This is a genomic window from Paramagnetospirillum sp. (genome assembly GCF_058402745.1).
In genome coordinates this window covers 490,093-502,905 of the sequence record NZ_JBZVFI010000018.1, presented here as the reverse complement: position 1 = coordinate 502,905, position 12,813 = coordinate 490,093, and the positions used below count along the sequence as shown (strand labels likewise).

Sequence of the window (12,813 nt, the reverse complement as noted above, 5' to 3'; positions counted from 1 at the left end):
TCCCGGCGGGAAGTCCTACCGGAGGGCGGCCTGAGCCTTTTCCACCAGCGACTTGAACGCATCGGGCTCGCGGATGGCGATATCGGACAGCACCTTGCGGTCGAGCGCGATACCGGCCTTCTTCAGGCCGTCCATGAAACGCGAATACGGCAGGCCGTTGGCGCGGGCGCCGGCGTTGATGCGCTGAATCCACAGCGCGCGGAAATTGCGCTTCTTGGCGCGGCGGTCGCGATAGGCGTACCGCAGGGCCTTCTCGACCTTCTGGATCGCAACGCGGAAGCAGGTGCTGGACCGGCCGCGATAGCCCTTGGCGAGCTTGAGAATCTTCTTGTGACGGGCGTGCGTGGTGACGCCCCGCTTGACGCGAGCCATTTATCAGCCTCCGTTCGGCAGGAAGTACTTCTTGACGTTGTCCCCGTCCGTCTTGAACAGGACGAAGGTGCCGCGCGCCTGGCGCTTCATCTTCTGGGACTTCGCCGACAGGCAGTGACGCTTGAACGCCACGTTGCCCTTCACCTTGCCGGTGCCGGTGAGCTTGAACCGCTTCTTGGCGGAGCTCTTGGTCTTCATCTTGGGCATTTGCGCTTATCCTTAGTCTGAATGGTTCAGCGACGAGGAACGGCAAGGCAGCCCTGACAGCCTTGTCCGCTCAGGAAGGGGACGCTTATAGCTTGGGCGATACGGGAATGCAAGCGGCCGGAATCACTTTCCCTCACTTCCGGTTCACCAGCCAGATGCCCGCCGCCACCAGCACCATGGCGCCGCCAAGGCCCCAGGTCAGGCGCTCGCCCAGCAGCCATGAACCGAACAGCAGGCCGAACAGAGGGGTGAGGAAGGCGAAGGCCGACAGCCTGGTGGCGGGATAGCGCGAGATCAGCCAGAACCACGTCAGGTACGAGGCGAAGGCGACGATCACGATCTGGAACGCCACCGAGGCCCAGACCAGGGCGGACGGCGTGCCGATCACTCCCGCCTCGCCCAGGGCCAGGGAGGCCAGGGGCAGGGCGACCGCCGAGACGGCCAGCTGGTAGAACAGGGTCTTGCTGGCGCGGACCGTGGCCAGCCGGGTGGTGCGGATGACCACCGTGGTGGCGCCCCACATGACCGCCGCCACCAGCAGCATGACGTCGCCGATCATCTGGCGGGAATCGGGCAGCGACAGGTTGTCGCCGAAGGCCAGCACGATGCCGGCGAAGGCGCAGAGCAGCCCCACGACCTGATTGCGGGTCAGACGCTCGGCCGGAACCAGCCAATGCAATCCCACCGCCACCACGAAAGGCGCGGTGTAGAGGAACACCACGGCGCGCGACGCCGGGGTGTATTCCAGCCCCCAGAAGATCAGGGCGAACTCGCCCGCGAACAGCAGGCCGGCCGCCAGCCCGGCCCGGAACGAGCCGTCGGCGTCGAACAGCCGGACGCCCTTGAACCGGCACCAGATCATCAGCAGCAGCACCGCCCCCGCCGACCGGATGCCCGCCTGCAGCACCGGCGAGATGCCGGCATTGGCCACCTTGGCCGCCACCTGGTTGAGGCCCCACAACGCGCACAGCCCGACCATCAGGGTCATGGCCAGGGCGTCGAGATGGGTGTGGCGTTGGGGAGTCACGCCACCTCCAGATCGAAGGCCGCCGCCATCAGGGCGCTTGTATAGGCGGTCTTGGGAGCCTTGAACAGGTCCTCGGCCCGGCCGGCCTCCACCACCTTGCCGTCCTTCATCACCATCAGGTCGTCGGCCAGCGCGCGCACCACCCGCAGGTCGTGGCTGATGAACAGATAGGCCAGGGAATGCCGGGCCTGGAGGTCGCGCAAGAGATCGACGATCTGTGCCTGGACCGAGACGTCCAGCGCGCTGGTGGGCTCGTCCAGCACGATGAACCTGGGCTTGAGCACCAGGGCGCGGGCGATGGCGATGCGCTGGCGCTGGCCGCCCGAGAATTCGTGGGGATAGCGGTCCCTGGTGGCGGGGTCGAGGCCCACCTCGGCCAGGGCCTCGGCGATCAGCCGCTCGCGCTCGGGCGTGGGCATGGCGGGCTCGTGCACCTCGAGTCCCTCGCCGACGATGTCGCCCACCGACATGCGGGGGCTGAGCGAGCCGTAGGGGTCCTGGAACACCATCTGCATCTGGCGGCGCAGCGGGCGCAGCGCGCCGGCACCCATGGACTGGATCGCCGTGCCGCCGAAGACGATCTCGCCCTCGGAGTCCAGCAGCCGCAACAGCGCCAGGCCCAAGGTTGTCTTGCCCGAGCCCGATTCCCCCACCACGCCGATGGTGTGGCCGCGCCTCAATTCCAGGCTGACTCCGTCCACCGCCTTGACGTGGCCGATGGTCCGGCGCCAAAGGCCCGCCTTGAGGGGAAACCATACCCTGAGGTCGCGGGCGGCCATCACCACCGGCTCGCCCTCCGGCGGACGATGGGGCTTGCCCTTGGGCTCGGCGGCGAGCAGGCGCCGGGTGTAGGGGTGCTCCGGCGCGTCGAACACCCGGGGCAGCGGGCCGGCCTCGACGATCTCGCCCCCGTTCATGACGCACACCCTATCGGCCATCTTGCGCACGATGCCGAGATCGTGGGTGATGAACAGCAGGGCCATGCCGAGCCGGGCCTGGAGGTCCTTCAGCAGCGCCAGGATCTGCGCCTGGATGGTGACGTCCAGCGCCGTGGTGGGCTCGTCGGCGATGAGGATGTCGGGTTCGCCGGCCAGGGCCATGGCGATCATCACCCTTTGCCGCTGGCCGCCCGACAGTTCGTGGGGAAGGGCCGACAGGCGCTTCTCCGGCTCGGGAATGCCCACCAGGGACAGCAGTTCCACCACCCTCGACCGCAATTCCGCGCCCCTGAGGCCCAGATGCAGTTCCAAAACCTCGCCCACCTGCTTCTCGATGGAATGCAGGGGGTTGAGCGAGGTCATGGGTTCCTGGAACACCATGGCGATACGGCCGCCGCGCACCTTGCGCAAGGCGGGTTCCGGCGCGCCCACCAGCTCGGCGCCGTCCAGACGGATGGAGCCCTTGGGGTGCGCGGCGCGGGGATAGGGCAGCAATTGCAGGATGGACAGCGCCGTCACCGACTTGCCCGAGCCGCTTTCCCCCACCAGGGCGAGGGTCTCGCCCTTGTTCAGCGAGAAGGACACGCCCTTGACCGCCTGGACGGGGCCGAAGCTCACCGCCAGATCGTCGACGACCAGGAGAGGGGGGTTTTCACTCATCACGTCGTCTTCCTCGGGTCAAAGGCGTCGCGCACCGCTTCACCGACGAAGACCAGCAGCGACAGCAGGGTAGCGACCACCACGAAGCCGGTCAGGCCCAGCCAGGGGGCCTGGAGGTTCTCCTTGCCCTGGCGCAACAGGTCACCCAGCGACGCCGAGCCGGGCGGCAGCCCCAGGCCGAGGAAATCCAGCGCGGTCAGCGACACGATGGAGGAATTCAAGATGAACGGCATGAAGGTCACTGTGGCCACCATGGCGTTGGGCAGCACGTGTCGCACCATGATGCGGGCATCGCTCATGCCCAGCGTGCGGGCGGCACGGACGTAATCGAAGTTGCGGGCGCGCAGGAACTCGGCCCGGACCACGCCCACCAGATTGGTCCACGAAAACAGCACGAGGACCAGCAACAGCGTCCAGAAGCCCGGCTTGATGATGGAGGCGATGATGATCAGGATCAGCAATTCCGGCAGCCCGCCCCAGATTTCCAGAAAGCGCTGGAAGGCCAGATCCACCTTGCCGCCGAAATAGCCCTGCACCGCGCCGGCCGCCACGCCGATCACCGTGCTGACCAGGGTGAGCGCCAGCCCGAAGCAGATGGACAGGCGAAGCCCATAGATCAGCCGAGCCAGCACGTCGCGGCCCTGGTCGTCGGTGCCCAGCCAGTTCCGGGGCGAGGGCGGCGAGGGATGCTTGGCCAGCGGGTCGTAATTGATGGCGCGGTAATCGTAGCGAACCGGCGGCCACAGGGCCCAGCCCTTCTCGGCGATCTTCGCCACGACGTAGGGATCGCGGTAATCGGCGTAGGTCTTGAAGTCGCCGCCGAAGGTCACCTCGGGGTAGTCCTTGACCATGGGGAAATACAAGGCACCGTCATAGCGCACCATGATGGGCCGGTCGTTGGCCACCAGCTCGGCCCCGAGCGTCACCAGGAACAGGGCCAGGAAGATCCACAGGGACCAGAACCCCCGCCGGTTGCGGCAGAAGGCGTCGAGGCGGCGGCGGTCCAGCGGTGTCAGGTGCATGGGGGCCTCCCAACCTGCCCCTCTCCCGCAAGGCGGGAGAGGGAGGGGCCCGAAGCGCAGCTTTGGGAGGGTGAGGGATCAATGCTAGAGTCCCACACATGCCCAACCGCCAAGCCCGAATGCTGCGACGAGACATGACCGACGCCGAACGCCGCCTGTGGTCGGCGCTGCGCGATCGACGCATCGCCGGACATAAGTTCCGGCGCCAGCACCCGGTCGGCCCCTACATCCTCGACTTCGCCTGCGTCGAGCTGCGTCTGGCCATCGAGGCGGATGGCGGACAGCACGCCGACAGCGTACGCGATGCGCGCCGGACGGCATGGCTGGCGGGCGAGGGCTGGCGGGTGCTGCGCTTCTGGAACAACGACATCCTTGGCAATATCGAGGGCGTGGCGGCACGGATTCAGGAGGCGCTGGAAATCCCTCACCCTCCCACCCCTTGAGGGGTGGGCCCCTCCCTCTCCCACTGGCGCGGGAGAGGGGCTTTTCGGCAGCCTCGTTCTCATCCCCCCCTCCCCTCGAAATCGATGCGGGGATCGACCCAGTGGTAGGTGAGGTCGCTGGCCAGGTTGAGCACCAGACCCAGCAGGGAGAAGGCGTACAGCGTGCCGAACATCACCGGGTAATCGCGGTTGCTCACCGCCTCGAAACCCAACAGGCCGATGCCGTCCAGCGAGAAGATGATCTCGACCAGCACCGAGCCGGTGAAGAGAATTCCCACCAGGGCGCGGGGAAAGCCCGCCACGATCAGCAGCATGGCGTTCCTGAAGATGTGGCCGTAGAGGATGCGTCGCTCCGACAGGCCCTTGGCCCTGGCGGTGACCACGTACTGCTTGTTGATCTCCTCCAGGAAGGAGTTCTTGGTCAGCATGGTGAGACCCGCGAATCCGCCAACCACCAACGCGGTTACGGGCAGCGCCAGGTGCCAGAAGTAATCGGCGGCGCGGGCCGCCAGGGACGCGCCCTCCATGCCGGGCGAGGTGAGGCCGCGCAACGGGAACCACGACAGATAGGTGCCGCCGGCGAACAGGACGATCAGGGCGATGGCGAACAGGAAGCCCGGCACGGCATAGCCGATGATCACCGCCCACGAGGTGGCGACGTCGAAGCGCGAGCCGTCGCGCCGCGCCTTCCAGATGCCGAGCGGTATGGAGACCAGATAGATGATCAGCGTGCTCCACAGGCCGAGGGAAATGGAGGTGGGCATCTTCTCCAGGACCAGTCCCACCACCGAGACGTCGCGGTAGAAGCTCTTGCCAAAATCGAAGCGGGCGTACTGGCCCATCATCAGCCAGAACCGCTCGTGCGCCGGCTTGTCGAAGCCGAACTGCTTCTCGATCTCCTTGATGAAGTCGGGCGACAGCCCTTGGGCGCCGCGATAGGCCCCCTGGCTGCCCTGGCCGGGCGGCGGCTTGGCCTGGACGGTCTCGCCCGAACCGGTGCCCGAGACGCGGGCGGCGGCGTCCACGGCGGTGCCCTGCAGCCTGGAGATCATCAGCTCCACCGGCCCGCCGGGGGCGAACTGCACCACGGTGAAGTTGATCAGCATGATGCCGAACAGGGTCAGCGGGATCAGCAGCAGACGGCGCAGCGTGTAGGCGATCATTTCTTCACCCACCAGGTCATCAGCTGCACCCCGTTGGCCGGCGTCACCTCGGGCATGCCGAACTTGTCCCACCAGACGAGGCGGTCGAGACCGAGGTGCCATTGCGGAATGACGTAGTCGTTCCACAGCAGCACCCGGTCCAGCGCCCGGGTACGGGCCACCAGGGCTTCCCGGTCAGGCGCCGAGATCACCTGCTCGATCAGGGTGTCGATGGCCGGGTTCTTGATGCCGGCCAGATTCTGGCCGCCCGCCGCGTCGGCGGAATCGCTCCCCCAGAAGCCCAGCTGTTCGTTGCCCGGCGACTGGGACTGACCCCAAACATGCACCACCATGTCGAAATCGAAGTGGTCGAGGCGGTTCTTGTACTGGGCGGTGTCGACGGTGCGCACGGATGCCTCGATGCCGAGGCGGGCCAGATTGCGGGCGAAGGGCAGCGTGATGCGCTCCCATGCCGGCTGGACCAGCAGGATCTCGAAGGCGAAGGGCCTGCCGTCCTTGACCAGCTTGCCGTCCACCACGTCCCAGCCGGCCTCTTCCAGCAGTTTCATGGCGGCGCGGAGATTGGGGCGGATGTTGCCGTCGCCATCGGTGGCGGGAGGCTTGAACTCGGTGGTGAACACCTCGGGCGGGATCTGGCCGCGCAGGGGCTCCAGCACCTTCAGCTCGGCGGCGGACGGCAGGCCCGTGGCGGCCAGTTCCGAATTGGCGAAATACGAGCCGGTGCGCTTGTACTGGCCATGGAACAGGGTCTTGTTGGTCCACTCGAAATCGAAGGCCAGGGCCAGGGCGCGCCGCACCCGGACATCGGCGAACAGGGGGCGGCGCAGGTTGAAGGCATAGCCCTGCATGCCGGCCGGGCGCTGGTTGGCGAAGGCCTGCTTCCGGCCCCGGCCGTCCTTCAGCGCCCCCCAATCCTCGTAGGCGGTGGCCCATTTCTTGGCCTCGTTCTCGGCCCGCCAGTCGTACTCGCCGCCCTTGAACGCCTCCAGCGCCACGGTGGTGTCGCGGTAGGAATCATAGCGGATACGGTCGAAATTGTGCTCGCCCCTGCGGACGGGCAGGTCGGCGCCCCAGTAATCCTTGACCCGCTCGAAGGTGATGGTGCGCTGGGTCTCGAAACCGGCTATCCGGTAGGGACCGCTGCCCAAGGGCGGTTCCAGCGTGGTGGCGGCGAAGTCGCGGCCCTGCCAGTAGTGCCTGGGCAGAATGGGCAACTGCCCGACGATGAGGGGAAGCTCGCGGTTGTCGCCGGGCTTGAAGGCAAAGCGCACCCGGCGCGGTCCCAGCACCTCCACCTTGTCCACGGCGGCGTAGTAGAAGCGGTAGCGGGGATGGCCCTTGGTCTTCAGGATCTCGAACGAGAACGCCACGTCCTCGGCGGTGATGGGCTTGCCGTCATGCCAGCGGGCCTTGGGCCGCAGGTTGAACACCACCCAGGAGCGGTCGGCGGGCACCTCCACCGTCTCGGCGATCAGGCCGTACTCGGAGAACGCCTCGTCGGCCGACGACACCATCAGCGTCTCGAACGGCAGATCGGCCCCGGCCGGCGGGTCGCCCTTGACGATGAAGGGATTGAGATTGTCCCAGCCGCCGATCTCGGCCAGCCGGATCTCGCCGCCCTTGGGGGCATTGGGATTGACGTAATCGAAATGCTTGAAGCCCGGCCCGTATTTGGGCGCGCCGTGCATGGCCAGCCCGTGCACCGGCACCACCGTCTCGGCGGCGGCGGGGGCGGCAAGCAGCAGGCAAAGGGCGAGGATCAGGGGACGCATGGGGCCAGAGTTTGGGGCCAAGCGCGGCTTGGAGCAAGGGGGGCGTTACCTCGTCACGAACGGCGGCACCCGTCCGACCAGGGCTTCCAGCATCACCAGTTCCTCGTCGGTGTGGTTGGTGACCATATAGGGCTCCATCACCGGCTGGCGTCCGGGACCGAAGACGCGGCGGGGCGCGTCGTGGTGGCGGGTCCGCACCTCCTCGGCCCTGTCCGGGGCCGCATCGGGCCTCAGCACCGCATGGCCGTAGCACAGGCAGATGTCGGTGATGGCCGGGCGGGCCTCGAGATAGGCGGCGGTGCCCCGGATACTCACGCTGGCGTGGGGAGTCTTCAGGGTGATGGCCTTGGGGCCGAACACCGACAGCAATCCGCCGTTCTCCAGATCGACCCGGCGCCCGGCCGGGCCATCGGCGACGGTCACCGCGCCATCGGAACGCAGCAGGAAGGCGTCGTCGCCCAGGGTGAACACCGCCTGCCCCCCCGGTCCGGTGGTGACCCGGTCGCCGGCGGCGACGGCGCTGCCCGCCTGGGCCGGCCGGCCATTGATCAGGACCGCGCCGCCGCTCTGGCGCAGGCTGCCGCCTTCGGGCGTCATGGCGGCGGCGGGGCGCAGGGCGCCGAAGGCCGCCAGGGCGGCCATGCCGGTCAGCAGACGGCGGCGGTTCGGTCCGGACTTGCCACAGGTACACATCGGACGGCATCTCCCCATGAAAAAGCCCCCTTCCGTCACCGGAAGGGGGCCTTCGTCGGTCTAACGTATTCGCAGCTTAGTACCGATAGGTTTCCGGCTTGAAGGGGCCTTCGACCGCCACGCCGATATAATCGGACTGCTTCTGGTTCAGCTTGGTGAGCGTGGCGCCCAGCTTGGCGAGGTGCAGCTTGGCCACCTTCTCGTCCAGGGTCTTGGGCAGGACGTAGACCTTCTTCTCGTACTTGCCGGGATTGGTGAAGATCTCGATCTGGGCCATCACCTGATTGGTGAACGAGGCGCTCATCACGAAGGAGGGGTGGCCGGTGGCGCAGCCCAGGTTGACCAGACGGCCCTCGGCCAGCAGCAGGATGCGGTTGCCGTTGGGGAACTTGATCTCGTCCACCTGCGGCTTGATGTTCTTCCATTCGAAGTTCTTCAGGCCGGCGACCTGAATCTCGGAATCGAAGTGGCCGATGTTGCAGACGATGGCGCGGTCCTTCATGGCCCGCATGTGATCGACGGTGATCACGTCCACGTTGCCGGTGGTGGTGACGAAGATGTCGCCGCGGGGCGCGGCCTCTTCCATGGTGGCGACCTCGTAGCCCTCCATGCAGGCCTGCAGCGCGCAGATGGGGTCGATCTCGGTGACGATGACGCGGCAGCCCTGCGACGCCAGCGACTCGGCCGAGCCCTTGCCCACGTCGCCGAAGCCGCAGACCACGGCGACCTTGCCGGCCAGCATGACGTCGGTGGCGCGGCGGATGCCGTCGACCAGCGATTCACGGCAGCCGTACTTGTTGTCGAACTTGGACTTGGTCACCGAATCGTTGACGTTGATGGCCGGCCACAGCAGGGTGCCCTTCTTCTCCATCTCGTAGAGACGGTGCACGCCGGTGGTGGTCTCCTCGGTCACGCCCTTGATGGCGGCGCCGTTGCGCGAATAGAAGGTCTTGTCGGACTCCAGCTTCTTCTTGATGGAGGCGAACAGGACTTCCTCTTCCTCGCAGGTCGGGTTGTTCAGCACCGAGATGTCCTTCTCGGCACGCATGCCCAGATGGATCAGCAGGGTGGCGTCGCCGCCGTCGTCCAGGATCATGTTGGGGCAGCCGCCGTCGGCCCACTCGAAGATGCGGTGGGTGTAGTCCCAGTACTCTTCCAGGGTCTCGCCCTTGACGGCGAACACCGGGATGCCGGCGGCGGCGATGGCGGCGGCGGCGTGGTCCTGGGTCGAGAAGATGTTGCACGACGCCCAGCGGATGTCGGCGCCCAGCGCCTTCAGCGTCTCGATCAGCACGCCGGTCTGGATGGTCATGTGCAGCGAACCGGCGATGCGCGCGCCCTTGAGCGGCTGCTGCGGGCCGAATTCCTCGCGGGTGGCCATCAGGCCGGGCATCTCGCTCTCGGCGATGTCCAGTTCCTTGCGGCCCCAATCGGCCAGGGAAATGTCGGCAACCTTGTAATCGGTGAAGGCGGTCATGGCGGTCCCTTGAGACATGATGTTCCAGCTGGGGCCTGTGTAGCAGGCCTTCGGCCAAAACGCAACATGATATAAAGATATCTTTATGTGGGTATGGGGCTTGAAGTGGCGATCAGCCCCTTCAAATCCTCCAGCTGGGCAATCTGGTCGTCCGTGATTCGCTCACCGATACGAAGGGCAACCAGGCCATCAAGACCGATAGGATGAGAGACGAAGCACAGCGATTCCGATTGCCAACGGAGCTTCAGCCCATGGGAATCGGCCAAGCCTTCAATGGCTTTGCGGGTCCACCATTGCGTCGTTTCACGGAGAACCTCGGCCTGGAAACGGCGTTCGATCTCGCGGGCCCAGACACCATCGAACCGCTGGCGCTCAGTCATCGGACTCTCTCTCCATATCCCAAGGAAAGCAGGCCGGCTCCTTCGGATCGGGCGCTCCCCAATGATCAAGCAATAGATGGGGAACGGTGCCGCTGTTGTCGAACACCAAGCACCGATCAACCCCATGCATGTAATACCAGCCTGCGCTGACCGCGACTCACGAAGGGGATTCCCAAGAAGGGCAGAATGTGAGTCACTCTGGCAAACAGCCGGAGATTTGCCGTGGCAGCGCCGATCCCCCTTCGCCTCGATTATGATGGTCCCGTCCTTCGGGCTCTTGCTCGTCGGTCGAGGGATGCTGACCAGACGCGTCGTCTTCTGGCGCTGGCGTCAATCTACGACGGTGGCAGCAGGAGATCGGCGGCCAAGCTGGGCGGGGTTGGCCTGCAAATTGTCCGGGATTGGGTTGTTCGGTTCAACACGCACGGCCCGGTTGGCCTGATCGACCGCAAGGCTCCTGGTCCGGTGTCGAAACTGAACACCGCCCAACGCCAGGCCTTGGTGGACAAAGTGGAGCGCGGCCCGATCCCGGCGGTGGATGGCGTCGTCCGCTGGCGGCTCAAGGATTTGGCCCTGTGGATTTTCGAGGATTTCGGCATCTCGCTGGATGAGACGACGCTGGGGCGGGAACTGAAGGCCCTGGGCTTCCGCAAGCTGTCGGCCCGCCCCCGCCATCATGCCCAGAACGGCGATGCCGTCGAGGATTTTAAAAAAGTTTCCCCTCCGAGCTGGCGGCGATCCGGGCCAAGCTGCCTCACGGAACCGACGTAGAGGTCTGGTGGCAGGACGAGGCCAGGGTCGGGCAGAAAAACAAGATCACGCGGCGGTGGGCCAAGCGGGGAACACGCCCCTCGGCTCCCCATGACCAGCGCACCCAGTCCGCCTACATCTTCGGCGCCATCTGCCCCGAGCGCGGCGTCGGTGCCGCCCTGGTCCTGCCGCGCTGCGACACCCTGGCCATGCAGTGGCACCTGGATGAGATCGCATCCCAGGTGAGGCCGGGAGCCCACGCCGTCCTCATGCTCGATCAAGCGGGATGGCACACCACCGACAAGCTGACCGTGCCGGACAACATCACCATCCTACCTTTGCCGCCCCGCTCGCCGGAACTCAACCCGGTTGAGAACATCTGGCAGTTCATCCGCCAGAACTGGCTCTCCAACCGTGTCTTCGAATCCTACGATCAGATCATCGCTCTGTGCTGCCATGCCTGGAACAAGCTCATCGACCAGCCATGGAAAATCATCTCCATCGGTCGGCGCCAGTGGGCCCATGGGTTTTAGAGCGGCGTGCGTTTAATCTGAAACATACCCGGCTTCCCTGAGGTAGTTCCAGCATTCGTCTGGGGTGTAGAGATCGCAGATATTGCCGACGGCCTTCCAGAGGTCGTCGATGGTGCGCGCGCCGATCCGTCGGAGATGAGCCTTGAGTTTGGCAAAGGCCATCTCGATTGGGTTTAGGTCTGGGCTGTATGGGGGTAGGAACAGGAACCAGGCGCCTCTCTCCTTGAGGATGGCCTTGGCCTTCTCGCTTTTATGGCTGGAGAGGTTGTCGAGGATGACGACGTCGCCCGGCTGGAGCGTCGGGGCCAGTTGGGTCTCGACGTAGACCTCGAAGGTTTGTCGGTTCATGGGGCCGTTTATGATCCAGGGTGCCGTCAGACCGTCACAGCGCAAGGCGGCGATGAAGGTTTGGGTTCCCCAGTGGCCGAATGGCGCGCGGGCCTTGAACCGTTGCCCTCGCGGTGCCCGTCCCCGCAACCGGGTCATCTTGGTGGTGGTGGCGGTCTCGTCGATGAACGCCAGCCGGTGAGGCTCCTGGCACATCCGGGGCTGGCGGTGGCTCAGCCAGGTCCGGCGCTCCGCCACCACATCATCGCGACCGGCTTCGGTGGCCAGCAGCGTTTTTTTTGACGCTGAAGCCTTGCCCGATCAGAAACCGCGAGAGTGACGCCGGGTGGGCCGTGACGCCGCATTCGGCCTTCAGCTTGGCCGCCAGTTCCGGCATCGTGATGTCGCCTTGCGCCTCCACCCAGCCGGTCAGAAGAGCGGCAAAGGCCGCCAGCTTACCACCGCCCGGCGGACGGCCTTGCCGCAAGGGCTCCAACGAACCCGTCGCCGCCATCCGTTGTGCAAGACGGACGCTGGTCGCGGCGCTCACTCCAAAATGCCGAGCCGCCGCTCGCCGCGATTCGCCGTGTTCGATCTTACCGTAAACACGGACCCGAAGATCTGATGATAGCCATTTGCCCATGATCCACCTCCAATGAGGTTGAATCACTTTTTCGCCTACAAGGGAATCCCCTGCGATTCAGATTTCAGGTCCGATGCTCTAATCAATGCAGGTTGGTATAATGTGGGAGCAGTCCGCAAGACCGGACAAAGCGCCGTCGAATGTCCTCCTCGGGGATGTGATGGCCCCCCGAGGCGACGCGGCGAGCAACTCTGGCAACCGCCATGTCAGCGTTCTTCAGTCCCACGTACAGAAGTCCGACTCGCCAGAAATTGTTGCCAAAGACCCCACCGGTCTGAACCTGTTGGGCAATACGGAGATAGCGGCGGCTTGAAAGCGTCGTTTCCACGGCAAAGGACCGCCTGGCCGCGATGGAGAAATCGACGGCATCGATCAGCATCCTGGCCGCCATCACCTAAGCTCACGA

Annotated in this window: 14 protein-coding genes; 2 read left to right on the top strand and 12 right to left on the bottom strand. The window is 65.7% G+C overall.

Annotation, left to right across the window (positions count from 1 at the left end):
- Positions 1 to 15: 15 nt before the first annotated feature.
- From rplT to ACV4UZ_RS18300, 5 genes are all read right to left on the bottom strand, one after another.
- Positions 16 to 372, bottom strand: coding sequence for a 50S ribosomal protein L20 (gene rplT, locus ACV4UZ_RS18320; RefSeq protein WP_068429145.1), 357 nt, complete (start codon positions 370 to 372; stop codon positions 16 to 18).
- A gap of 3 nt (positions 373 to 375) precedes the next feature.
- The gene (gene rpmI, locus ACV4UZ_RS18315; protein WP_085373778.1) at positions 376 to 579 is read right to left on the bottom strand and encodes a 50S ribosomal protein L35; all 204 of its coding nucleotides are present in this window, start codon (positions 577 to 579) and stop codon (positions 376 to 378) included.
- A 133-nt stretch (positions 580 to 712) separates the two neighbouring features.
- A complete protein-coding gene (locus ACV4UZ_RS18310; RefSeq protein ID WP_491602220.1) occupies positions 713 to 1,606 on the bottom strand; it encodes a DMT family transporter in 894 nt (297 codons plus the stop codon).
- Positions 1,603 to 3,204 carry an ABC transporter ATP-binding protein gene (locus ACV4UZ_RS18305; protein ID WP_491602219.1) on the bottom strand — a complete coding sequence of 534 codons (1,602 nt, stop codon included), beginning with the start codon at positions 3,202 to 3,204 and terminating at the stop codon, positions 1,603 to 1,605. The genes ACV4UZ_RS18310 and ACV4UZ_RS18305 overlap by 4 nt, the downstream gene beginning before the upstream one ends.
- On the bottom strand, positions 3,204 to 4,226 hold the full coding sequence (locus tag ACV4UZ_RS18300; protein WP_491602218.1) for an ABC transporter permease: 1,023 nt from the start codon (positions 4,224 to 4,226) through the stop codon (positions 3,204 to 3,206). The genes ACV4UZ_RS18305 and ACV4UZ_RS18300 overlap by 1 nt, the downstream gene beginning before the upstream one ends.
- A gap of 98 nt (positions 4,227 to 4,324) precedes the next feature.
- Here ACV4UZ_RS18300 and ACV4UZ_RS18295 point away from each other — a divergent pair, with 98 nt between their 5' ends.
- Entirely contained in the window at positions 4,325 to 4,669 is a 345-nt protein-coding gene (locus tag ACV4UZ_RS18295) for an endonuclease domain-containing protein (protein ID WP_491602217.1), read from the top strand.
- Between the two features lie 59 nt (positions 4,670 to 4,728).
- Here the strand turns inward: ACV4UZ_RS18295 and ACV4UZ_RS18290 are convergent, their stop codons facing one another.
- From ACV4UZ_RS18290 to ACV4UZ_RS18270, 5 genes are all read right to left on the bottom strand, one after another.
- Entirely contained in the window at positions 4,729 to 5,832 is a 1,104-nt protein-coding gene (locus ACV4UZ_RS18290) for a microcin C ABC transporter permease YejB (RefSeq protein ID WP_491602441.1), read from the bottom strand.
- Positions 5,829 to 7,604, bottom strand: a complete 1,776-nt coding sequence (locus ACV4UZ_RS18285) for an extracellular solute-binding protein (protein ID WP_491602216.1) — start codon at positions 7,602 to 7,604, stop codon at positions 5,829 to 5,831. The genes ACV4UZ_RS18290 and ACV4UZ_RS18285 overlap by 4 nt, the downstream gene beginning before the upstream one ends.
- 45 nt (positions 7,605 to 7,649) lie before the next feature.
- Complete coding sequence (locus ACV4UZ_RS18280) at positions 7,650 to 8,297, bottom strand: FecR family protein (RefSeq protein ID WP_491602215.1); 648 nt, start codon at positions 8,295 to 8,297, stop codon at positions 7,650 to 7,652.
- Positions 8,298 to 8,373: 76 nt separating this feature from the next.
- On the bottom strand, positions 8,374 to 9,774 hold the full coding sequence (gene ahcY / locus ACV4UZ_RS18275; protein ID WP_491602214.1) for an adenosylhomocysteinase: 1,401 nt from the start codon (positions 9,772 to 9,774) through the stop codon (positions 8,374 to 8,376).
- 83 nt (positions 9,775 to 9,857) lie between these two features.
- Positions 9,858 to 10,154 carry a hypothetical protein gene (locus ACV4UZ_RS18270; RefSeq protein WP_491602213.1) on the bottom strand — a complete coding sequence of 99 codons (297 nt, stop codon included), beginning with the start codon at positions 10,152 to 10,154 and terminating at the stop codon, positions 9,858 to 9,860.
- Positions 10,155 to 10,376: 222 nt separating this feature from the next.
- On the opposite strand from ACV4UZ_RS18270, the gene ACV4UZ_RS18265 reads away from it, so the two are divergent.
- Positions 10,377 to 11,437 (top strand): IS630 family transposase gene (locus ACV4UZ_RS18265; RefSeq protein WP_491599526.1). Its coding sequence is split into 2 segments (ribosomal slippage): positions 10,377 to 10,869 and positions 10,869 to 11,437, totalling 1,062 coding nucleotides; the frame shifts between segments, so codons are not numbered across the junction.
- Positions 11,438 to 11,449: 12 nt separating this feature from the next.
- Here the strand turns inward: ACV4UZ_RS18265 and ACV4UZ_RS18260 are convergent.
- A protein-coding gene (locus ACV4UZ_RS18260; protein WP_491599710.1) for an IS630 family transposase occupies positions 11,450 to 12,407 on the bottom strand; the annotation gives its coding sequence in 2 pieces (ribosomal slippage) (positions 11,450 to 12,077 and positions 12,076 to 12,407; 960 coding nt in all).
- Between the two features lie 82 nt (positions 12,408 to 12,489).
- Positions 12,490 to 12,786, bottom strand: a complete 297-nt coding sequence (locus ACV4UZ_RS18255) for a hypothetical protein (RefSeq protein WP_491602212.1) — start codon at positions 12,784 to 12,786, stop codon at positions 12,490 to 12,492.
- Positions 12,787 to 12,813: the final 27 nt, after the last annotated feature.

What these genes read in the sequence shown, in the direction of transcription:
- rplT (WP_068429145.1), bottom strand. Translation starts at nt 372, where the DNA reads ATGGCTCGCGTCAAGCGGGGCGTCACCACGCACGCCCGTCACAAGAAG.
- rpmI (WP_085373778.1), bottom strand. Translation starts at nt 579, where the DNA reads ATGCCCAAGATGAAGACCAAGAGCTCCGCCAAGAAGCGGTTCAAGCTC.
- ACV4UZ_RS18305 (WP_491602219.1), bottom strand. Translation starts at nt 3,204, where the DNA reads ATGAGTGAAAACCCCCCTCTCCTGGTCGTCGACGATCTGGCGGTGAGC.
- ACV4UZ_RS18300 (WP_491602218.1), bottom strand. Translation starts at nt 4,226, where the DNA reads ATGCACCTGACACCGCTGGACCGCCGCCGCCTCGACGCCTTCTGCCGC.
- ACV4UZ_RS18295 (WP_491602217.1), top strand. Translation starts at nt 4,325, where the DNA reads ATGCCCAACCGCCAAGCCCGAATGCTGCGACGAGACATGACCGACGCC.
- ACV4UZ_RS18290 (WP_491602441.1), bottom strand. Translation starts at nt 5,832, where the DNA reads ATGATCGCCTACACGCTGCGCCGTCTGCTGCTGATCCCGCTGACCCTG.
- ACV4UZ_RS18285 (WP_491602216.1), bottom strand. Translation starts at nt 7,604, where the DNA reads ATGCGTCCCCTGATCCTCGCCCTTTGCCTGCTGCTTGCCGCCCCCGCC.
- ACV4UZ_RS18280 (WP_491602215.1), bottom strand. Translation starts at nt 8,297, where the DNA reads ATGTGTACCTGTGGCAAGTCCGGACCGAACCGCCGCCGTCTGCTGACC.
- ahcY (WP_491602214.1), bottom strand. Translation starts at nt 9,774, where the DNA reads ATGACCGCCTTCACCGATTACAAGGTTGCCGACATTTCCCTGGCCGAT.
- ACV4UZ_RS18270 (WP_491602213.1), bottom strand. Translation starts at nt 10,154, where the DNA reads ATGACTGAGCGCCAGCGGTTCGATGGTGTCTGGGCCCGCGAGATCGAA.
- ACV4UZ_RS18255 (WP_491602212.1), bottom strand. Translation starts at nt 12,786, where the DNA reads ATGCTGATCGATGCCGTCGATTTCTCCATCGCGGCCAGGCGGTCCTTT.